Annotated in this window: 21 protein-coding genes; 11 read left to right on the top strand and 10 right to left on the bottom strand. The window is 67.9% G+C overall.

The features are described 5' to 3' along the window. Positions 1–416 (bottom strand): aminotransferase class III-fold pyridoxal phosphate-dependent enzyme (locus BM372_RS19205; RefSeq protein WP_143111516.1); only part of this gene is annotated, 416 nt, incomplete at its 3' end. 656 nt (positions 417–1,072) lie between these two features. Between BM372_RS19205 and BM372_RS19200 the strand changes: the two genes are divergently transcribed. Together BM372_RS19200 and BM372_RS19195 are read left to right on the top strand one after the other, a co-directional pair. Next, positions 1,073–2,194, top strand: coding sequence for an LLM class flavin-dependent oxidoreductase (locus BM372_RS19200; protein ID WP_090957044.1), 1,122 nt, complete (start codon positions 1,073–1,075; stop codon positions 2,192–2,194). Then, positions 2,194–2,655, top strand: coding sequence for a MarR family winged helix-turn-helix transcriptional regulator (locus BM372_RS19195; RefSeq protein WP_090957043.1), 462 nt, complete (start codon positions 2,194–2,196; stop codon positions 2,653–2,655). The genes BM372_RS19200 and BM372_RS19195 overlap by 1 nt, the downstream gene beginning before the upstream one ends. On the opposite strand, the gene BM372_RS19190 is transcribed toward BM372_RS19195, so the two are convergent. Together BM372_RS19190 and BM372_RS19185 are read right to left on the bottom strand one after the other, a co-directional pair. Further along, on the bottom strand, positions 2,652–3,455 hold the full coding sequence (locus BM372_RS19190; protein ID WP_090957042.1) for a transglutaminase-like domain-containing protein: 804 nt from the start codon (positions 3,453–3,455) through the stop codon (positions 2,652–2,654). The two genes, BM372_RS19195 and BM372_RS19190, sit on opposite strands and share 4 nt — an antisense overlap. A 72-nt stretch (positions 3,456–3,527) precedes the next feature. Beyond that, a complete protein-coding gene (locus BM372_RS19185) occupies positions 3,528–4,436 on the bottom strand; it encodes a hypothetical protein (protein ID WP_256214443.1) in 909 nt (302 codons plus the stop codon). Positions 4,437–4,543: 107 nt separating this feature from the next. Here BM372_RS19185 and BM372_RS19180 point away from each other — a divergent pair, with 107 nt between their 5' ends. Together BM372_RS19180 and BM372_RS19175 are read left to right on the top strand one after the other, a co-directional pair. Continuing rightward, on the top strand, positions 4,544–5,218 hold the full coding sequence (locus tag BM372_RS19180) for a DUF1684 domain-containing protein (protein WP_090957041.1): 675 nt from the start codon (positions 4,544–4,546) through the stop codon (positions 5,216–5,218). 4 nt (positions 5,219–5,222) lie between these two features. Beyond that, a complete protein-coding gene (locus BM372_RS19175) occupies positions 5,223–5,705 on the top strand; it encodes a GtrA family protein (RefSeq protein ID WP_090957040.1) in 483 nt (160 codons plus the stop codon). A 72-nt stretch (positions 5,706–5,777) separates the two neighbouring features. Here BM372_RS19175 and BM372_RS19170 read toward each other — a convergent pair whose 3' ends face one another. The 5 genes from BM372_RS19170 to BM372_RS19150 are packed head-to-tail and all read right to left on the bottom strand — an operon-like array spanning position 5,778 to position 11,629. Next, the gene (locus BM372_RS19170; RefSeq protein WP_090957039.1) at positions 5,778–6,926 is read right to left on the bottom strand and encodes a cysteine desulfurase family protein; all 1,149 of its coding nucleotides are present in this window, start codon (positions 6,924–6,926) and stop codon (positions 5,778–5,780) included. Positions 6,927–6,934: 8 nt separating this feature from the next. Continuing rightward, positions 6,935–7,900 carry a carboxylating nicotinate-nucleotide diphosphorylase gene (nadC, locus tag BM372_RS19165; protein WP_090957038.1) on the bottom strand — a complete coding sequence of 322 codons (966 nt, stop codon included), beginning with the start codon at positions 7,898–7,900 and terminating at the stop codon, positions 6,935–6,937. 2 nt (positions 7,901–7,902) lie between these two features. After that, the gene (nadB, locus tag BM372_RS19160; protein ID WP_090957037.1) at positions 7,903–9,609 is read right to left on the bottom strand and encodes an L-aspartate oxidase; all 1,707 of its coding nucleotides are present in this window, start codon (positions 9,607–9,609) and stop codon (positions 7,903–7,905) included. Beyond that, positions 9,606–10,913 (bottom strand): quinolinate synthase NadA, encoded by a 1,308-nt coding sequence (gene nadA, locus BM372_RS19155; RefSeq protein ID WP_090957036.1) that lies wholly within the window; start codon positions 10,911–10,913, stop codon positions 9,606–9,608. Before nadA ends, nadB begins: the two co-directional genes overlap by 4 nt. Next, positions 10,910–11,629, bottom strand: coding sequence for an NUDIX hydrolase (locus BM372_RS19150; RefSeq protein WP_090957035.1), 720 nt, complete (start codon positions 11,627–11,629; stop codon positions 10,910–10,912). The genes nadA and BM372_RS19150 overlap by 4 nt, the downstream gene beginning before the upstream one ends. Before the next feature lie 201 nt (positions 11,630–11,830). On the opposite strand from BM372_RS19150, the gene BM372_RS19145 reads away from it, so the two are divergent. Continuing rightward, a complete protein-coding gene (locus BM372_RS19145; protein WP_177236078.1) occupies positions 11,831–12,475 on the top strand; it encodes a maleylpyruvate isomerase N-terminal domain-containing protein in 645 nt (214 codons plus the stop codon). 79 nt (positions 12,476–12,554) lie between these two features. Here BM372_RS19145 and BM372_RS19140 read toward each other — a convergent pair whose 3' ends face one another. Continuing rightward, a complete protein-coding gene (locus BM372_RS19140) occupies positions 12,555–13,028 on the bottom strand; it encodes an Lrp/AsnC family transcriptional regulator (protein WP_090957034.1) in 474 nt (157 codons plus the stop codon). 187 nt (positions 13,029–13,215) lie between these two features. On the opposite strand from BM372_RS19140, the gene BM372_RS19130 reads away from it, so the two are divergent. The 6 genes from BM372_RS19130 to BM372_RS19105 all read left to right on the top strand — a co-directional run bounded on the left by BM372_RS19130 (position 13,216) and on the right by BM372_RS19105 (position 18,700). Beyond that, entirely contained in the window at positions 13,216–14,646 is a 1,431-nt protein-coding gene (locus tag BM372_RS19130) for an amino acid permease (protein WP_371261766.1), read from the top strand. Between the two features lie 106 nt (positions 14,647–14,752). Further along, the gene (locus BM372_RS19125; RefSeq protein ID WP_090957031.1) at positions 14,753–15,790 is read left to right on the top strand and encodes a thiamine pyrophosphate-dependent enzyme; all 1,038 of its coding nucleotides are present in this window, start codon (positions 14,753–14,755) and stop codon (positions 15,788–15,790) included. After that, on the top strand, positions 15,783–16,823 hold the full coding sequence (locus tag BM372_RS19120) for an alpha-ketoacid dehydrogenase subunit beta (RefSeq protein ID WP_090957030.1): 1,041 nt from the start codon (positions 15,783–15,785) through the stop codon (positions 16,821–16,823). Before BM372_RS19125 ends, BM372_RS19120 begins: the two co-directional genes overlap by 8 nt. Then, positions 16,816–17,145 (top strand): biotin/lipoyl-containing protein, encoded by a 330-nt coding sequence (locus BM372_RS19115; RefSeq protein ID WP_090957029.1) that lies wholly within the window; start codon positions 16,816–16,818, stop codon positions 17,143–17,145. Before BM372_RS19120 ends, BM372_RS19115 begins: the two co-directional genes overlap by 8 nt. A gap of 4 nt (positions 17,146–17,149) precedes the next feature. Continuing rightward, entirely contained in the window at positions 17,150–17,977 is an 828-nt protein-coding gene (locus BM372_RS19110; RefSeq protein WP_090957028.1) for an alpha/beta fold hydrolase, read from the top strand. 42 nt (positions 17,978–18,019) lie between these two features. Continuing rightward, positions 18,020–18,700: a phosphoribosyltransferase gene (locus BM372_RS19105; protein ID WP_090957027.1), complete on the top strand. Its 681-nt coding sequence runs from the start codon at positions 18,020–18,022 to the stop codon at positions 18,698–18,700. A gap of 82 nt (positions 18,701–18,782) precedes the next feature. On the opposite strand, the gene BM372_RS19100 is transcribed toward BM372_RS19105, so the two are convergent. Next, a complete protein-coding gene (locus BM372_RS19100; protein ID WP_090957026.1) occupies positions 18,783–20,117 on the bottom strand; it encodes an MFS transporter in 1,335 nt (444 codons plus the stop codon). Positions 20,118–20,189 lie beyond the last annotated feature (72 nt).

Below are 20,189 nucleotides of genomic sequence, written 5' to 3'. Positions count from 1 at the left end.
ATCCCGTGAAATGCATTCGTGAAGCTGATGACGTGCTGCCTGCCGGTCACCTTGCGCGCCAGCTTCAGGGCAGCCTCTACCGAGTTTGTTCCTGTGGGACCCGGGAACATGACCTTGTAGTCCAGATGCCGTGGCTGGAGGATCAATTCCCGGAAGGTTTCGAGGAACCGCCGCTTCGCGGGCGTTTTCATGTCGAGGGAATGGACGATCGCGCCGGAGAGCAGATACTCCACCAGCGGCCGCAACAGCACCGCGTTGTTGTGTCCGTAGTTCAGGGCTCCAGCGCCGGAAAAAAAGTCCAGATATTCCCTGCCATCTTCACTGACCAGGGTGCTGCCGGCCGCACGATCAAAAACCGTGTCCCAACCGCGGCAATAGCTACGAACCTCAGATTCCATAGTTTCGAAGATATCCATCTGTAAATCTCCCCCGCACTTCCAACTAGCGAAGTTTCCCGTGGTTGGAACCAGTCCGGGTTCCTACATAAAGGGCGGGGAAAGAAAGCAGCGCGGCATCTGTGGCGCACTGACCGCTGGTTTCACGGCGCCCGTATTTTGGCCATATAGAGGTTATCTACACGCGAACTGGGCAGACCACATACGCCTGCCCGCTTGCTTGCATATGTGGTCTTTATACTAATCTCAGGAAACTCTCAGCACCTGAGTAGCCGGTACCTGTTTTTTCACTCACCCGGCTGGTAAACTACCCATTTTTTTCCACTCAACCGGCTGGTAGACTTTGCGTTTTTGTGGACGTCCGATGATTCTCTTTCCTTGGCAGTGGTGGCGTAGGCCTGCACTTGGGCTTGGGTCTTTCTCTTCTCGTTGCCGGTGAACCGCCCGTCGCGTGGCATGCCCGGCCGAGAGGAACGCTTCGCAATCCGAAATAGGTCCCGTCGCCGTCGTGGAGGGAAAGACCGGCGCCGGTCAAGCGGGCTTTGGTGGCACCGCCCCCCAGCACCAGGGAATATCCGGCCGCCGTCGGCGTTATACGGGTCGATACATGCAAATGCATGTAAATCGGGTTATAGTGGAAGCAGTTCCGGATCAGACCGGCCACGGAAAGGCACATCATGCAGATCGGCGTCTTCAGCGTCAGCGACATCACCACCGACCCCACCACGGGCCGTACCCCCACGGAACACGAGCGCATCAAGGCGTCCGTGGCCATCGCCAAAAAGGTCGAGGAAATCGGCATGGATGTCTACGCCATCGGCGAGCACCACAACCGGCCGTTCTTCTCCTCCTCCCCCACCACCACACTGGCCTACATCGCCGCCCAGACCGAGCGCATCATCCTCTCGACGGCCACCACCCTGATTACCACGAATGATCCGGTCAAGATCGCCGAAGACTTCGCCATGCTCCAGCACCTCGCGGACGGCCGCGTGGACCTGGTGCTGGGCCGCGGCAACACTGCCCCCGTTTACCCCTGGTTCGGCAAGAACATCCAGGACGGGATCGAACTTGCGATCGAGAACTACAGTCTGCTGCGCCGCCTCTGGGACGAGGACACAGTGAACTGGTCGGGCAAGCACCGCACCCCGCTGCAGAACTTCACCTCCACGCCGCGCCCGCTCGACGGCGTCGCCCCCTTTGTGTGGCATGGTTCCATCCGCACGCCGCAGATCGCCGAAGTAGCCGCCTACTACGGTGACGGCTTCTTCGCCAACAACATTTTCTGGCCCAAGGAGCACTACCAGCAGCTGATCGGTCTCTACCGGGAGCGCTACGAGCACTACGGTCACGGCAAGGCAGATCAGGCCATCGTGGGCCTTGGCGGACAGTTCTTCATGCGGAAGAACTCCCAGGACGCCGTCAAGGAGTTCCGCCCTTACTTCGACAACGCCCCGGTCTACGGCCACGGCCCGTCGCTGGAGGACTTCACGTCCCAGACTCCGCTGACGGTCGGCAGCCCGCAGGAAGTCATCGAGAAGACCCTCACGTTCCGGGAGTATTTCGGCGACTACCAGCGCCAGCTCTTCCTGATCGACCACGCCGGCCTGCCGCTGAAGACCGTGCTGGAACAACTTGACCTGTTCGGCGAAGAGGTCCTGCCGGTGCTCCGCAAGGAATATGCCGCCCTCAAGCCCGCGCACGTCCCCGACCCGCCGACCCATGCCGGCCGGGTGGCTGCCGCGCTGGCCGCGGGCACCGTGGGCGCCGACGCGGCAGAGTCCAGCCAGGACGCGTGATGCAAGCCAAGACCACAGAATCGCCGGTGCGCCTGGCCGCGGAAACCTGGGAGTCACTGTTCCGCGCCCAGGTGGCCGTGATGCGCAAGCTGCAGGCGGGCCCGGCGTTCAAGAGCCTCACCGTCAATGAGTACGACGTCCTGTTCACCCTTTCCCGCTGCCCGTCCGGGTGGCTGCGCCTGAACGAACTCAACGACAACGTCCTGCTCAGCCAGTCCAGCCTGAGCCGCCTGGTGGAGCGGCTGGAAAAGCGCGGACTCGTTGAACGCATGCCAGCCCCCGACGACGGGCGGGGCATCCTCATCCGGCTCACCGACGTCGGCCGTGACCTGCAGAAGCAGATCGGCCGGGAACACGTCCGCGACATCGCCGCACTCGTGGGACCGGCCCTCTCCGCCGCCGAACAGCAGGAACTGCTGCGGCTGACCGAGAAGCTCCGCGCCTCGCTCGCCCGGGCTTAGCGGATGGCGACCAGCTTCGTCGGGTCTTCCTCGGGCAGCACGTCAACGGTCGCGGTGACAGCAAGTTCCTTCAGGGACAGGCTGCCGCCCACCGTGGACAGGAAGGCGGTGTCCGCGGAATCGCGCCCGGCAGTGATCCGCAGCATGCTTTCCCGCGGTGCCAGGCCGGTGGGGTCGATGATGTGCCAGGCTCCGTTGATGTGCGCTTCGGCCACGGCATGGAAGTCCATCGGCGTCAGGCCCGGGGCATACACCGCCGCAAGCCGGGCCGGGACATTCTTGGACCGGAGCAGGGAAATAGCGAGGTGTGCGAAGTCGCGGCAGACGCCGCGGCGGTGCAGCAGTGTTTCGACGGCGCCGTCGGTGCCCCGCGATGATCCGCTGACGTAGCGCAGTTCGTTGAAGACCCAGTTGCGGACGGCGTGGAGCAGCTCTTCGCCCTGGAGCCCGCCGAATTCAGCGTAGGCGGTCGGCAACAACCGGTCCGACTCAGCGTAGCGGCTGGGCCGTACATAACGGATGAGTTCCATCAGCCCGGGTTCGTCAGGCAGGGCGAACCCGGTGACTGTGGCCGAGTATTCAACCAGGACCTCGGCGGGTTCGGCGAACTCCAGGTAGTGGAAGCGGCCCCCGTGGTGGTCCGAGAGCTCGGTCAGCGGCACGTCCCCGCCGCCGGCGGTCACCCTGAGCGTCTCTTCCAGCGAGTCGTACCCCGCGTTCCTGGCCACGGCCACGGCGAGAGCCACCTTGGTTTCGGCGACGGTCTTGAAGGCCAGGCGGGCGGTCACGGTGCGTTCCATGTATCTCCGGATGTGAGGCGGGGGCAGGGAAAAGTCGCCGTCGACGGCCCGGGGATGTGCGGGGGTGCGGGACTAGTTTTTGATCCTCAGAGACATTAGCATCCGCTGGACGTTGGCGAACTCGGAGCCCTCGTTGACGTATTTGGCCGCCTGGCCGAGGGTGTCGAACGCCTTTGCAGGGGCGACCTTTTGGTCCGGAGCCAGCGGCCTGAGCACGGTCAGATCCCCGAAGGAATAATCTCCCTTGCCGTCCGGGCCGCGAACCACATTCTGCAGTCCGCAGCTTTTGCCGCCGGTGCCACCCACCACGTTGGTGATGCCGTAGGAACCGAAGTACTTGTAGCCCTTGATAACCCGGAACACGACATGCGGATCGATGGTTCCCTCGCCGTCCCGGTGCGGCACGTCCACAGGCACGCTGCTGACCACGACGTAGTCGCGTGTGGCGCCGCGCGGGCACGCCGCGGCGGTCTGCGGTGGAAGACCTGTCTGCAGGGTGGCCAGATACCCGCCCTTGGCATCTTTGACGTCGAGCTTCAGCGCACCGGGCAGGGTCCCGGGACCGGGGGTTACGGACTGGACGATCCAGTCCTGCGGCACCTCAAAGCTCACGGTCTTTGCCGGATCGCTGAAGACTTTCCAGGCCGCCGCCGTCGAACCCGGGGTGGCGGAGGCGCTGCCCGACGGCGTCGCGCCGGGAGGGGCGGAGGCGCTGCCCGACGGCGTCGCGCCGGGAGGGGCGGAGGCGCTGCCCGACGGCGTCGCGCCGGGAGTGGCGGAGGCGCTGCCCGACGGCGTCGGGTTGTCCGCGGCGCTGCTGCCTGCTGTCCATACCGGCGCCCCCTTGCCGTCGCTGCTGCAGCCCGAGAGCGCCGCAGCGGCCATCGCGAGCGCGATGCCAGAGCGCAGGACCCCAGGACGCAGCGCGGCGCGTCGCATCATGGCATTGTCCGATTCTCCGAAAGGGGCCGTCCGGGTCATAATCCCAGCGTAGCGGGGGCCTGGCCCATCGCCGATGATGGGTCGGCGAGTCCGGCGCGGAAGCGCAGGCCGACTTTCCGCGCCGGGAAAGCCGATACGCTGGGGGCATGGCCGAACAGCACTCAGACGGAACGCATTTTGGGGAGCAGGGCGACGTTGCGGGTATGTCGGCCCTCGACATCGCGGACTGGCGGCTGCGGACCTTCGCCCTCTACGCCGCCACGCGGAAGATCGCGGCGGACAGCCCCGCCGAGGCCCATTCCTACTGGCGCCAGGAGCGGGACCGCATGTTTGGCACGCATCCGGCCTCGGCGTTGACGGCTGAGGCCAAGGCAAGCTTCGGCGGGCTGAAGACGGCGGACTATGATCCGATTTACCGGTTCCATGTCCCCCTGACGCACGAGGGTGCGGGCCGGGAGATGAATGTGGAGACCGGGACGGACGGCCTGGTCCGGTTCGTCCGGCTGGGCACCTTCGACCTTCCGGAGATGGGACAGCTCGCCGTGTGGGAACTCAAGGGCTACGGCGGCGGCATCTTCGTGCCGTTCCGTGACGCCACCGCCGGCCAGCCAGGCGGCAGCTACGGCGCGGGACGGTACCTGCTGGATACCATCAAGGGCGCGTTCCACGGCGTGCGCGGCTCAGGACCGAAGGCCGAATTCGTCCTGGACTTCAATTTCGCCTACAACCCGTCCTGCGCCTACAACGAAGCCTGGGCCTGCCCCCTGGCGGGTCCGGCCAACCGGCTGGCGGTGGACATCCCCGTGGGCGAGCTGTACTGAGCGGATGGAGTCCCAGCTCGAACAGCACTCCCCCGTCTCCACCGCCGTCGTCCGCCGGCAGAACCGCCACCGCGGGATCCTCCGGTACCCCGTGGTCCGGCAGCTCATCCGGTTCACCGGCGTGGGCATTGTCTGCACTCTGACGTCGCTGGCCTTGTACGCGCTGTCCAGGCCCTGGTTCGGAGCCCAGCCAGCCAACGCGGCGGCCCTGATCCTGACGTCGTTCATGAACACCGCCCTCAACCGGCGCCTGACGTTTAAGATCACCGAACGCCGCCGCATGAAGCGCGACCACCTCAACGGCCTGGTCGTGATCCTGGTGGCGCTGCTGCTCACCGGCGGCAGCCTGGCCGTCCTGCACTGGCTCCGGCCCGCGGCCACGGTGGCCGACGAGCTCTGGACCACCACCCTCTCCGGCTTCGCCGCCACGGCCGTGCGCTTCACGATGCTGCGGCACTGGATCTTCCGCCGCGCCCGTCACCGCTAACCCCGCGTTGAGCTATCAGTTATGGCTCCCTAGAGTGCTCGGTGACCGCCATACCTGATAGCGCAACGGGGGTCAGGAGGGGGTGCGGAGGGAGCGGACGCCGCCGACGGCGGTGCGGACCGCGGCCGCCGCCTGGCGGAGCTCGTCGGCGGTCACGGTCGAGTCGAAGCTGAAGCGCACGGCCGTCTGCGCCACCTCGGGTTCGATGCCCATGGCCAGCAGCACGGCCGACGGCGCGTCCGACCCCGCCGCGCACGCCGATCCGCTGGAGCAGATCACGCCCTGGCGTTCGAGTTCCAGCAGCACGGACTCGCCGCTGGTGCCGGGGAAACAGAAGGATGCCACCGAGGGCAGCCGCTCGGTGGGGTGCCCGGTGAGCTCCGCCCCGGGAACACCGGTTAGCACCGCCTCGATAAACTCGTCCCGGAGGGCGGCGACGCGCTCGGCCGGGTCCCGGGCGAGCGTCAGCGCCGTCGCCAGCGCCACTGCCCCGGCGACGTTTTCCGTCCCGGACCGGCGGCCGCGTTCCTGCCCGCCGCCGTGGACCAGGGGTTCAATCCGGGTTCTTCCGCGCACGAACAACGCGCCGCTGCCCTTGGGCGCACCGAGTTTGTGGCCGGAAATGCTCAGCGCATCCACGCCCAACGTGCCAGCGTCCAGCGGCAGCCAGCCGGCGGCCTGGACGGCGTCGGTGTGGAACGGGATTCCGAGGGCACGGGCCAGAGCCGCGAGCCGGGCGACGGGCTGGACTGTGCCGACCTCGTTGTTGGCGTACATGATGCTGACGAGCGCCGTCCGGGGACCAAGCACCTCCGCAAGGGCTTCTTCGCTCACCTGCCCGTACTGGTCCACGGGGATCACGTCGACGGCGAAGCCGTGGACACGTGCGAGATACCGGGCGGATTCTTCCACGGCGGGATGTTCGACGGCGCTGATCGCCACCCGGTCCAGGTGCCGGTCGGCGGCGCGTCGGGCCAGGGCGATGCCCTTGACGGCGAGGTTGTCCGCTTCGGTGCCGCCGGAGGTGAAGACGACTTCCCCGGTCCGGCAGCCCATGGCCTTGGCCGTCGTGGCCCGGGCCGCGGCGAGCGCCGTGGCAGCCGCCTCCCCCAAGCCGTGATGGCTTGACGGGTTGCCGAACTCGCCCGTGAGGTAGGGCCACATGGCCTCCAGCACTTCACGGCGGACTGGGGTGGTGGCCGCGGCGTCGAGGAAAATCATGGTGCGCCTCAGCCGGCCGCCGGACCGGTGCCGCCAGGCGTACCTGCCAGCGCAATCGCCGGCCCCGCGAACTCAATATCGAGCCCGAGGTCCAGGGCCGAGACGCTGTGGGTCAGGGACCCGATCGAGATGACGTCCACGCCGGTGGCCGCGATGTCCGCCACGGTGGAGAGATTGACGTTGCCGCTGGCCTCGACCCGTGCCCTGCCGCCTACGAGCCGGACGCCGGCGGCCAGCTCGGTAAGGGAGAAGTTGTCCAGCATTATGGTGTCCACCCCGGCGGCGAGCACCGGCTCGATCTGCTCCATGGTGTCCACTTCCACCTCAAAGTGCGTCGTATGGCCGAGCTGTGCCTTGGCGCTGCGCAGCACCGCGGTCAGTTTGGCCGGGTCGCCGCCGGTGAGGACGGCCAGGTGGTTGTCCTTGGCGAGGACGGCGTCGGAGAGGCTGAAGCGGTGGTTGGCGCCCCCGCCGCAGCGCACGGCGTAGCGTTCGAGCACCCGGAGCCCCGGCGTCGTCTTGCGGGTATCGGTGATCCGTGCCCTGGTGCCCTCGACAAGCTCCACGAACCGCGCCGTCTTGGTGGCGATCGCGCTCATCCGCTGGACCAGGTTCAGTGCCACGCGTTCGGCCAGCAGCACCGAGCGGGCATCGCCGGTCACCCGGGCCAGGACGGTACCGGCGGCAAAGGCCTCGCCGTCGTTGACCAGGAGTTCGACGACGGCGCCCGGGTCAGCCAGCTTCATCGCCGTGGCGAAGACCTCGCCGCCGCTGAACACGCCGGGAACGCGGGCGTTGAGTACCGCCGTCGCGCGGGTCTTGGCGGGGATGAGGGTCTGCGAGGTGATGTCGCCGTACGGGGCGTCCTCCTGCAGGGCCAAACGGAGCACGGCCAGCACGGCGGCTTCTGGCAGGCTCCCGGCGAGCGCGGCGGCGCGGGCGGGCATGGTTTCCGGTGCAGCGGTTGCTGTCATGGCTAGATCCTTTGCATGGAGCGGGCGGTGGCCGGATGCCGGCCACCGGAGGTCAATGATGCGGTGTCTGCCCGGTAGTGGGCGCCGACGGATTCCGCCCGGTTCAGGGCCGCGGCCACAAGGAGGCGGGCCGCGAGGAGCAGGTTGCGATCTTCGTGCTCCCCCGGATCCGCTGCGTCCGTCACCCTCTCAGGACGGACGACGGCGGCCCAGGCAGCAAGCACGGCATCCGCCGCCCGTAGCTGCTCCCCGCTGCGCATGACTCCGGCGTTCGCAGTCATCAACCGCCGAAGAGCGTCGCGCGAGAAAACCTCGGGCACGGATGCAGACTCCACAACGTTTTCGGGCGTTGCCGGGCTTGCGAGGTTTGGGAGATCGTGGGGAGCACGCGGAGCAGTGGTGCCGTGCGATGGCGCGGCGCGCAGGAAGTCCTCGACGGCGCGGCGGCCGAACACGAGGCCCTCCAGCAGCGAGTTGCTCGCCAGCCGGTTTGCGCCCTGGGCACCGGTGCGGGCGACCTCACCGGCGGCGTACAGGCCCGGGACGGAGGTGCGGCCCCGCAGATCGGTGCATACTCCGCCCATCCAGTAGTGGGCGGCCGGAGATACGGGGATCGGCTGGGTGGTCCAGTCATACCCGGCAGCGAGGGTCGCCGCTGTGATGGTCGGGAACCGCCGCAGGAGGAAGCCCGCGCCGCGGCCGGTCTCAATGCCGCGGGCGTCCAGGTAGACCGGGCTGTCCGGCGCGGCCCCCGTGGCGGCCAGATGCAGGGCGATACTCCGGGACACGACGTCGCGCGGGGCGAGTTCGGCCTCCGGATGGTAGTCGGGCATAAAGCGGTACCCTGCGGCGTCCAGCAGCACCGCTCCCTCGCCGCGGACCGCTTCGGAGATCAGCAGTGCCGGCGGTCCGCCCGGGATCTCCTCGGCGGCAAGGGTGGTGGGGTGGAACTGGAAGAACTCGAGGTCGCGCACCCCGGCGCCGGCGCGCCAGGCCAGGGCCAGTCCGTCGGCGGTGGCAACGGAGGGATTGCTGGTGCGGGCAAACAGCCGGCCTGCTCCCCCGCTGGCGAGCAGGACGGCGTCGGCAGCTAGTCGCTGGAGGCGGCCGCCGCCCAGGTAGGCCACCCCGGTGACCCGGGCCGGCGTCGTACTGTCTGTCTGTGCCCCATCTGTCTGTGTCGTGAGGAGTTCGGTGACGAACGCGCTGGTTTCCACGCGGAGCCGGCCCTGGCCGGCGCGCTCCAGGACGGCGCGTTCCAGGACGGCGGCGACGAGCCCCCGGGCGATGCACGCGCCCGTGGCGTCCCCGCCGGCGTGCAGGATGCGTGGTGCCGAATGCGCGGCCTCGAGCCCCAGCGCCGGCCCGCCGTCGGGACCCAGGTCGAAGTGCACCCCGTAGCGTGACAGGCCGGCGATATCGCGGGCGGCCTCGGTGCACAGGACGCGCACGGCCTCGGCGTCGTTCAGCCCGGCACCCGCGGCGAGCGTGTCGGCGATGTGGGCGGCCACGGAGTCCCCGGGGGCGGCTTCCTCCGGCGCGAGGACGGCGCAGACCCCGCCCTGGGCATAGAAGGTGTTGCTTTGCTCCAGCGACCCTTTGCTCAGCAGGACCACCTCGACGTTCCGGCCGGCGTCCGGCTCGGAGGCAAGCAGGGCGGCGTAGAGTCCCGCAATCCCGCTGCCGACAATCACGAGCCGCCTGGTCACGGCCGCGCCGCCAGCATGCGTTCGAGCGCCACCTTCGCCGGGGCGGCCACGCCGTCGTCAACAGTGATGCGGTTGACCACCTCACCCCGGACGAGCGCTTCCAGGACCCAGGCAAGGTAGCCGGGGTGGATGCGGTACATCGTGGAGCAGGGGCAGATCACGGGGTCCAGGCAGAAAATCGTGTGCTGCGGGTATTCAGCAGCCAGCCGGTTCACCATGTTGATCTCGGTGCCGATCGCGAACGTAGTGGGTTCGGTGGCTGCGGCAATGGCCTTCTTGATGAAATCCGTGGAACCGGCGGAGTCGGCGGCGTCCACCACCTCCATGGGGCATTCCGGGTGCACAATCACATTGACGCCGGGGAACTGGGCACGCGCCTTTTCGATCTGGCCGACATTGAAACGCTTGTGGACCGAGCAGAAACCGTGCCAGAGGATCACCCGGGAGTCCCGCAGGGTCTGCTCATCGTTGCCGCCGAAGTCCTTCCGCGGGTTCCACATGGGCATCCGGTCCAGCGGGACGCCCATGGCCTTGGCGGTGTTGCGGCCCAGGTGCTGGTCCGGGAAGAACAGCACGCGCTGGCCGCGTTCGAACGCCCACTCCAGCACGGTGGCGGCATTCGAGGAGGTGCAGACGATCCCGCCGTGCTCCCCGCAGAAGCCCTTGAGCGCGGCGGAGGAGTTCATGTAGGTGACCGGAATGACCGGAACCCGGCCGTCGGCGTCGGGCTCCGTGCCGAACACCTCCGCCAGCTGTTCCCAGCACTCGGTCACCGAATCGATGTCCGCCATGTCCGCCATGGAGCAGCCGGCCGCCAGGTTGGGCAGGATCACGGCCTGGTCGGGCCGGGAGAGGATGTCCGCGGTCTCAGCCATGAAGTGGACGCCGCAGAAGATGATGGCTTCCGCGTCGGGACGGGTCAGGGCGGCGTTGGCGAGCTGGAAGGAATCGCCCACGAAATCGGCGTACTGGATCACTTCGTCGCGCTGGTAGAAGTGTCCCAGGACGACGGCGCGGTCCCCCAGTGCCGCTTTGGCGGCCCGGATCCGCGCGTCGAGCTCGGCGTCGCTGGCCAGCTTGTACTCCTCCGGCAGCTGCCCCTGCCGCGGGGTCGACGCCGGGGCGACGTCGGCCGCGGAGGCGCCGGGGCCGTAGGCGGGCGTTCCCGCGAGGGCCTCGGCGAGGTCGAAGTCCCACGGCCCGCGGGCCAGCGCGGGGCTGCACGTGTTGGCCGCGGCCCCGCCTGCCGTGGCGGCGGCCTGCTCGCGCGTGATCAGCTGGATTGCCGTGTTGACGCTGCTCATGGTGTGCTCCTGTTGTCTGGGTCAAGGCCGGGGCGGCCGGTAAAGCGGTAGAGGCGGGGCGGGCGGTGCTTTCCGCCCTGCAGGTATTGATCGGTTTCTTCGATTTCGGGGGCGGCTTTGATCTGCCGGCGGAAGTTGGCCGGATCGAGCTCGCGGTCCAGGACGGCCTCGTAGACTTCCCGGACCTGGGCCAGCGTGAAGTATTCGCCGAGCAGGTGGTACGCGATGGATCCGTACGCCATCTTGTTGCGCAGCCGCCAGAGGGCGTAGTCGATGATCGTGTTGTGGTCGAAGGCGAGCTCGCCGAGCCGGTCGGCGCGGAACCAGCGCACATTCTCCGATTCGTCCGCGAGCGCGGCTTCCGTGGGCTGAACCAGCGCCCAGTACACGATCGAGACGACCCGCTGGCTGGGCGAGCGGTGCAGCCCTCCGAAGGCGTAGAGCTGCTCGAGGTAGTTCGGGGCCAGGCCGGTAGTCTCGCGCAGGTTCCGGGAGGCGGCATCCTGGAGGGACTCGGAGTGCGTGAGTGGGCCGCCGGGCAGGGCCCAGAGACCCTTGAACGGCTCGCGGATCCGGCGCACCAGCGGGATCCACAGCGTGGGACGGCCGGACCGCTCGCTGGGCCGCAGCGCGAAGATCACGGTCGAGATGGCCAGCGACGGCGGAGCAAGCTGGCGCTCCGAGACGTTGGCTGCGGTGGTGTAGACGGGACCCACCCACTTTCTGAGGTCCCGGGCCGGTCCCGCGATGGGAGGCCCGGACAGCTCCGGCCGACCGCCGGATTAGTTATGGTCATGTTGACTAGAACTAATGATACGACCGTGGCGCTCGGGCGCAAAATGTGTCAGGTAACCCACCGGCTCCAGCGGGCGGACCGTGCTTGTGCGCCGCTGCCGGCAACGGTATAAATCGGGGCTATGGACATCGACGCTGGAGACATCGACGCCGTGGACGCAGAAGCAGTGAGGGCCTGTTACGCGGGAGCGGCCCAGGCATTCCTGGAACTCTCCGGCCAGGTGCCGCCTCAGGCCTGGTCGCGGCAGGCACTGGGCGAATGGGATGTCCGGGCACTGACAGGCCATACGAGCCGCGCCCTGACAACCGTGGAGACTTACCTCCGCACCCCGGCCACCGGGGAGCTGGTGGCGGGCCCGGTGGAATACTTCCTGGCCGTCCGGGGTGCCACCTCGGCGGACGCCATAGCGCAGCGTGGCAAGGAAACCGGGGAAGCCTTGGGTGCGGACCCGGCGGCAGCGGTGCGGGAAGTGGTCCAACGCGTCACCGCCCTCGTCAGGAACACGCCGGACGACGCCGTGGTGGCCACCCCCGCCGGTGCGATGAGGCTCATCGACTACCTTCCGACCCGCACCTTCGAGCTGGCCGTGCACACCCTGGACTTGGCGCGCGCCCTGGGGCTACCGCCGCCCACCTCCTTGACCCCGGCGCTCGCCGCGTCCCTGAAGCTCGCCGGAGCCATCGGCTCCCGGCTGCCCTCCGTCGGCGAGCTGCTGCTCCTGCTCACCGGCCGGACGGGCCTGCCCGGAAACCTGAGCGTCGTCTAGCCCGCCGGCCGGCGGCAGAACGGCTCACCGGTCTGCGCCCACCGCCCTGCGCTCACCGGCCTGGCTCACCGGCCTGCGCTCACCGGCCGCGGGCAGCGGCTTCAAGGAGCGGCAGGGTGCGACCCTGAAAGTGAGTATTGAGCACGATCACCGAGGAGGACCGCAGCACGGTCCGGGTGGCAATCATGGCATCGAGCACGCGCTGCAGGTCCGGGTTGGAGCGGGCGGCTATGCGGGCCATCAGGTCCGAGCTGCCGGAGACGGTGTGGATCTCAATCAGTTCCGGGATCTCGGCGAGGGCCTCGACGACGGCGTCGTGCCCCAGATCCTGGTTGATGGTCAGGGAACAAAACGCCACCACCGGGAAGCCGAAGTGCGCCGGGTCCGGCTGCGGCACCCACGAACCGATCACGCCGGAGTCCTGCATCCGGTCCAGGCGCGACTGGACGGTGGCCCGGGCAACTTTCAGCACCCGGGAGGCCTCCAGAACGGACGCCCTTGGCGAATCAGTGAAGAATCGGACAATTTTGGCGTCCAGCGGATCGACGTCCATGAAATTTTCCCTTCCCAAGCGCGCCGGGTCGGACAAACCGCTGCCGACACTCCGTTCTAGTTAGCAAACTGCCACCATGCTCTCACGGCCGCGGTGCCGGGGCGGCGGTGAGAGCACGGCCAAAGACGGTAAATTCAATAGGTCCCATAAGGACGCCCAAATCCAAACCACACGAAGGTTCGCCAGCATGACAACGAAGTCCACAGCGAAGTTGCCCGCCACAGCCCCATCCCAAGCCCATGCCCCAACCCCGGCCCTCGGGCACAGCATGAAGCCCCGCCAGCTGACCATGATGGGACTGGGCAGCGCGATCGGCGCCGGCCTGTTCCTGGGCTCCGGGGCCGGAATCCAGGCGGCCGGACCGGCCGTGCTGATCTCCTACCTTGTCGCCGGAACCCTGATCATCCTGGTCATGTGGGCGCTCGGCGAGATGGCTGCGGCCAATCCGAACAGCGGCGCCTTCTCCGTCTTTGCGGAAAAGGCCATGGGCCGGACGGCCGGCGCCACCGTCGGCTGGCTCTGGTGGCTGCAGCTCGTGGTGGTCATCGCAGCCGAGGCCCTGGGTGCGGCCGCGCTCCTGTTCAGCGTATGGCCGGTGATCCCCGTCGGGGCGCTGTCTCTGATCTTCATGGCCCTGTTCACGGCGGTCAATCTGGCCGGGGTGAAGAACTTTGGCGAGTTCGAATTCTGGTTCGCCATCCTCAAGGTGGTTGCCATCCTGCTGTTCCTGGCCATCGGCGCGGCTCTGCTGCTGGGCTGGCTGCCGGACGTCCCGTCCCCCGGGCTCAGCAACTTCACCTCCGATTTCGCCCCTGCGGGCCTGGGCGGCATCGCCACCGCACTCTTCGTCGTGATCTTTGCCTTCGGCGGCACGGAGATTGTCAGCGTCGCCGCGGCCGAGACGGAAAACCCGGAGCGCAGCGTCGGCCAGGCCATCCGCACCGTGGTGTGGCGGATCCTCGTGTTCTACATCGGCTCGGTGTTCGTCATCGCCGCCGTCCTGCCGGCCACCTCGGACGCGCTCAAGTCCCCCTTCGCCGGCGTTCTGGACGCCGCCCGGATTCCGGGCGCCGGCGCCGCAATCACGTTGGTCGCCGTCGTCGCGCTGCTGTCCGCCCTCAACGCAAATCTCTACGGTGCGTCCCGCATGGTGTACTCGCTCTCCGAGCGCGGCGAAGCCCCGCGGTTCCTCTCGAAGCTCAGCCCGGCGCGGGTGCCGGTGGTGGCCGTCAGCGTCTCGGTCGCCTTCGGCTTCCTGGCCGCCGTGCTGGAACTGCTCTTTCCGGACCAGATTCTGCCGGCCCTGTTCCAGCTGGTCGGCTCCACCTGCCTTGTGGTGTGGGGCTCGGCCCTCGTATCGCAGCTGATCCTGCGCCGCCGCGCGGACCGCGACGGAACCCGGTTGCCGCTGCGGATGAAGGGCTTCCCCGGCCTGACAGTCTTCGGTCTCGTGCTCCTGGCGCTGATCTTCGCCGTGGGCTTCAGCAGCCCGGACAGCAGCAAGCAGCTGTTCAGCACCCTGGCCCTCGTGGCCGGCATCGCCGCGGCATGCTGGGTCGGGGCCCGGATCGCCCGCAACCGCCGAGCCGGCGAAGAGGCCGGCCGGCAGACCCGCTAGACAAATTGCCAAGCTCACCGGCGGCCGGGGCGGCAGAAGTGTGCAGTCTGGGCACCCCAGCCTAGGCTGATTGCCCACCCCGCTGCCGGTGACTAGGGTCACAGGCATGGACACACTTTCCCCTGTGGCTTCCGGCGGCGCTGCCGGGCCGCTCACTGCCGACGAGCTCCGAGAGCTCTATTCGCTGATGGTGGCCGTAAGGCACCTCGACACCTCGGCCATCGCCTGGCAGCGGCAGGGCATCATTCCCGGCTACGCGCCCGAACTCGGCCAGGAAGCTGCCCAGGTGGGCAGCGGCTACGCCGTGGACATCACCCGTGACTTCGTCTTCCCCACCTACCGCGAAATGGGCGTCGCCCGGACCCTGGGCGTGGACATGGTGGCCTACATGTCCACCCACAAGGCCACGTGGCACGGCGGCCTCTACAACCCGATGGAATCCCGGCTGGCCCCGATCCAGGCGGTCGTCGCCGGCTCCGTCCTGCACGCCGTCGGCTGGGCCCACGGCCAGACGCTCGATGGAAAAGACGGCGTCGCCCTGACCTACTTCGGCGACGGCGCCTCCTCCCAGGGCGATGTGCACGAGGCCATGAACTTCGCCGCCGTGATGAAGGCCCCGGTGGTCTTCTTCGTCCAGAACAACGGCTGGGCCATCTCAGTCCCCACCGAACGGCAGGTGGCCGGCGGCTCCGTCGCGGCCCGCGCCGCCGGCTACGGCATCCCGGCGCTGAAGATCGACGGCGACGACGTCGTCGCCGTCGTCGACGCGACCCGCCGCGCCTTCGCGCATGCCCGCTCCGGCAACGGCCCGGTGCTCATCGAGGCCATGACCTACCGCCGCGGCCCGCACTCCACCTCCGATGATCCGGGCCGCTACCGTTCCCTCGACGAGGAACGCGACGGCGCCGGCGTCGACCCGATCGAGCGGCTCCGGCAGCGGCTGCTGGCCGATTCAATCGCGGACGAGGCGTTCTTCGCCGAGGTGCTGGCCGCGGCCAAGGCCGAAGAGGAGCAGATCCGCACCGGCATCCAAGGACTCGGCTCCCGGCCCGGAACTGAAATGTTTGACCTGGTCTTCCAGGAAACCACCCCGGCCCTGCAGGCCCAGGCCGCCAACTGGCGCGAGGAGTCCGAACATGTCTAACTCGATCCTGGAAAGCGGCACCACGAACGAACCGGCTTCCACCACCGTGATGTCCATGCAACAGGCACTCAACCGCGCCCTCGACGAGGTGCTAGCGGAAAATCGCAAGGCCGTCGTTTTCGGCGAGGACTGCGGCCGGCTCGGCGGCGTCTTCCGGATCACGGACGGGCTGCAGGCCAAGCACGGCGCGCAGCGCGTCTTTGACACCCCGCTGGCGGAATCGGGCATCCTGGGCCTGTCTGTGGGCCTGGCAATGGCCGGTTTCCACCCCATCCCCGAGGTCCAGTTCGACGGCTTCGCCTACCCCGCCATCAACCAGATCGTCTGCCAGATCGCCCGGATGAACTACCGCAGCCGTGGCACCATGCCGATGCCCATCACCCTGCGGGTGCCCAGCTTCGGCGGCATCCGCGCCCCCGAACACCACGGCGAAAGCCTCGAGGCGCTCTTCGCCCACGTGCCGGGCCTGAAGGTGGTCTCGCCGTCGAACCCGCACGAGGCCTACCACCTTCTCAAGTACGCCGCCACGCGACCGGACCCGGTGATCTTCATGGAACCGAAGTCCCGGTATTGGCAAAAGGCTGAGGTGGACATCGCCAGGCACGAGGCTGACGGCGGCGCGCCCACCGGCGCCAAGATCATGCGGGAGGGCCGCCACCTCACGCTGGTCGCGTGGGGCGCCATGGTGTCGCGGTGCCTGCAGGTGGCAGAACTCGCGGCGGAGGACGGGATCGACGTCGAGGTCCTGGACCTGCGCTGGCTCAAGCCGATCGACGCCGCGGCCCTGGCCGCCTCTGTACGCAAGACCCGCCGCGCCGTCGTCGTCCATGAGGCACCGCTGACCTCCGGTCTCGGCGCAGAGGTGGCCCAGCTGATCACGCAGCACTGCTTCGACACGCTCAAGGCGCCGGTGGAACGCGTCACCGGCTTCGACGTGCCGTATCCCTCCGGCGACCTGGAAGACGAATACATCCCGAACATTGACCGGATCCTCTTCGGGATCCAGCGAGTATTGGAGTACAAACGTGGCTGAAATTTCCTTCCCGCTTCCGGATCTCGGCGAAGGGCTCATCGAGGCGACCGTGCTGGAATGGCTGGTTTCCCCGGGCGAGCAGGTGGAGCGCAACCAGCCGCTGGTGGAGGTCGAAACCACCAAATCGGCCGTTGAATTGCCCAGCCCACAGGCAGGTAAGGTAGTGCGTATCCACGGCGGGCCCGGTGACAAGATCAATGTCGGCGAGCCCCTGATTGTGTTCGAGGTGCCGGACAACACCGCCGGCATCGTGGGCACGGTCCCGACGGAAGAGGCACCGAAGCGCCGGGTCCGCCTGAGCGCCGTACTTGATGAGGACTGACACCATGAGCGGCAGACACACCGGCCAACAGCACTCCCACACGGTGGAGGGCACCGACCCCCAGCTCCACGTGGAGGTGCACGAGCCCAAGAACGACGCCGGGCTCCGCCCCGTCCTGCTGCTGCACGGTTTCTCCTCCTCCGCCAAGCTCAACTGGGAGGACACCGGCTGGTTGGCCGCCCTGCTGGAGGCCGGCCGGCGCGTCATCACCGTGGACCTGCCCGGCCACGGCCGCAGCGGGGCGCCGGAGGACATGGACTCCTACTCCCCCAGCCGGATCCGCGCGGACCTGCTCCAGATCGCGTTCGACGCCGGAGCCAGGCCGTTGCGTGACGGCGACTCCAGCAGCGGCCTGGACGTCATCGGCTACTCGCTGGGTTCCCGGCTCGCCTGGGAATTCGGCGCCACCCAGCATGAACTCGTCCACCGCCTGGTCCTGGGCGGGCCGAACACCGCCGATCCGCTGGCGGAATTCGACCTCCTGGCCGCACAGCGCTACCTGGCCGACGGCACCCCCATCGCCGATGAGTCCACAGCCGGGCTGCTGAAAATGGCCCAGTTGCTGCCCAGCAACAACATCTTCGCGTTGTTGTCCCTCGTTGAGGCCATCAAGGGCGAGCCGTTCGACCCCGCCGAAGCCGTTCCGCACGTGCCGATGCTGCTCGTGGCCGGCGAAAACGACGAGCGGTCCGCGACCCTGCCGGACCTCGCAGCCATCGGCAGCAAGGCCGGTGCGATGGTGGAGCAGCTCATCTTGCCCGGCCGAAACCACACGAACGCCATCACGAGCCGGGCCTTCAAGCAGGGGGCCATCAGCTTCCTGGCCGTCTGAAATCCGGCTTCCGGGCATCGGGCCGCGGCGGGAAGATGAACCATGGGCATGCGCTTTCAAGACCGCGACCAGGCCGGCCGGCAGCTCGCCGGCCTCCTCTCCCGGTTCCGCGGCCGGCCGGACACTCTGATCCTGGGACTGGCCCGCGGCGGCGTCCCCGTGGCCGTCGCCCTCGCGTCCGAGCTCGGGCTGCCCGCCGGCGTCCTGCCCGTCCGCAAACTCGGCATCCCGGGGCACACGGAAATCGCCTTCGGCGCCCTCGCCTGGTCGGGTGGACAGACCGGCGAACAGACCGGCGGACAGGTGGTGCGGATCCTCAACCGTTCACTCGTGACCCGGCTGCTGGCCCTGGGCCTGACCCAGTCATCCTTTGACGAGGTTGAACGGCGGGAACGGGCCGAGCTGGAACGCCGCGCGGCCCGCTATCCGGACTCCACGCGCAACCTCGGCGGCAAGACCGTCATTCTGGCCGACGACGGCCTCGCCACCGGCGCAAGCATGCGGGCCGCGGTCGAGGCGGTGCGCGGAGCAGGCGCGGCCCGCGTCGTCGTGGCCGTCCCGGTGGCTTCCCTGACGGCCCAGGCATCGCTGGAGCCTGTCACCCAGGCCGTCTTCAGCCTCCACACCCCGGGCCAGTTCCGCGCCGTCGGAAGCTACTACCGGATGTTTGAGCAGTTGGAGGACGACGACGTCGTGCGGCTGCTGCCCGGCGCGCCCGGCTAGGTTAAAGCAACGCGGGGTCATTTACGGCCCAATCCGAGGGGATTTATAGGCGCGAAGTGACCCCGCGTTGTTGGTTGCTGGGCTAGTGGTGGGCGCTGACGCCCAGCGGCCGTCCGCGGGTTTCCTTGGCCAGGATGACGCCGACGGCGGAGATGACGGACAGGATCATGATGTAGATGCCGATGGAGCCGGTCCAGTGGGTGCTCTGCAGGAGTGCCTCGGCGATCGTGGCCGCGAAGGCGCCGCCCAGGATGGCGCCGAAGGCGTACCCGATCGAGATGCCGGAGTAGCGGACCTTGGCGGGGAACATCTCGGCGTACATGGCGGACATCGGGCCGTAGGACAGGCCGAGTCCGATCGTGAGGACGAACAGCGCCACCCCGTAAAGCACGATGTCCTTGGTGTCGATGAGCGCGAACATCGGGATCATCCAGGCGAACACAATCGCGTAGCCGATCAGGAACGTCTTCACGCGGCCGATCTTGTCCGAGAGCCAGCCGCCGACCAGCGTGAAGACCAGCCAGCCGAAGGACGCCAGCGTGGTGGCCAGCAGGATCTGCGGTGTGGGCATCTTCAGCGTCTTGGTGGCATAGGAGATGAAGAAGGCGATCAGCAGGTAACCGGCGGCGTTGTTGGCGACGAAGATCAGCGTGGAGTAGAGCACTGCCTTCTTGTGCTTGCGGAGCAGCTCGCTCAGCGGCGCCTTGCTCTCCTCCTTGCGGGCGGCCATCTCCTTGAAGACCGGGCTTTCACCCACGGCGCGGCGGATCAGGTAGCCCACCACGATCAGGACGATGGACAGAAGGAACGGAACCCGCCAGCCCCAGGCGGCGAAGTCCTCCTTGGACATCGAGGTGTTAAGCATGAACAGCAGGCCGGTAGCCAGGATCATGCCCACCGGCACACCGATCTGCGGGTAGGCGCCGAACAGGCCGCGCTTGGACAGCGGAGCGTGCTCGACGGCCATCAGTGCGGCGCCGCCCCATTCACCGCCGGCGGAGAAGCCCTGGATGACGCGCAGGGTGATGAGCAGGATCGGGGCCAGGACGCCGATCTGTGAATATGTGGGCAGCACGCCGATGAGGGCGGTGGCGGCACCCATCATGATCAGCGTGAAGACCAGCATGGCCTTGCGTCCGAGGCGGTCGCCCAGGTGGCCGGCAATGATCGCGCCGAGCGGGCGGAACAGGAAGCTGATGCCGATGAGGGCGAAGGAGAGGATCTGCGCCAGGCCGGGGTTGGATTCGTTTAGAGGTGCCAGGAACAGCGGCGAGAGCAGGGTTGCCGTCAGCTGGGCAAAGATGAAGAAGTCATACCACTCGATGGTGGTGCCGACCAGCGTTCCGGCGAGGACCTTGCGTTCCTCTTGTTTGCTGCTGGGACCCGCTGGGGAATCTACGGCTGAAGTTGCGGTCATTGGAACTCCGTTGCTGGGGGCAGATGCTGCCCGAAGTGGATGCGAAGTGACTAGCTGATGCCTCTTGAGTAC

The organism is Arthrobacter sp. ov118, from assembly GCF_900116495.1.
In the GTDB taxonomy this organism is placed as follows: domain Bacteria; phylum Actinomycetota; class Actinomycetes; order Actinomycetales; family Micrococcaceae; genus Arthrobacter.
This window is presented reverse-complemented; position numbering and strand designations above follow the sequence as displayed.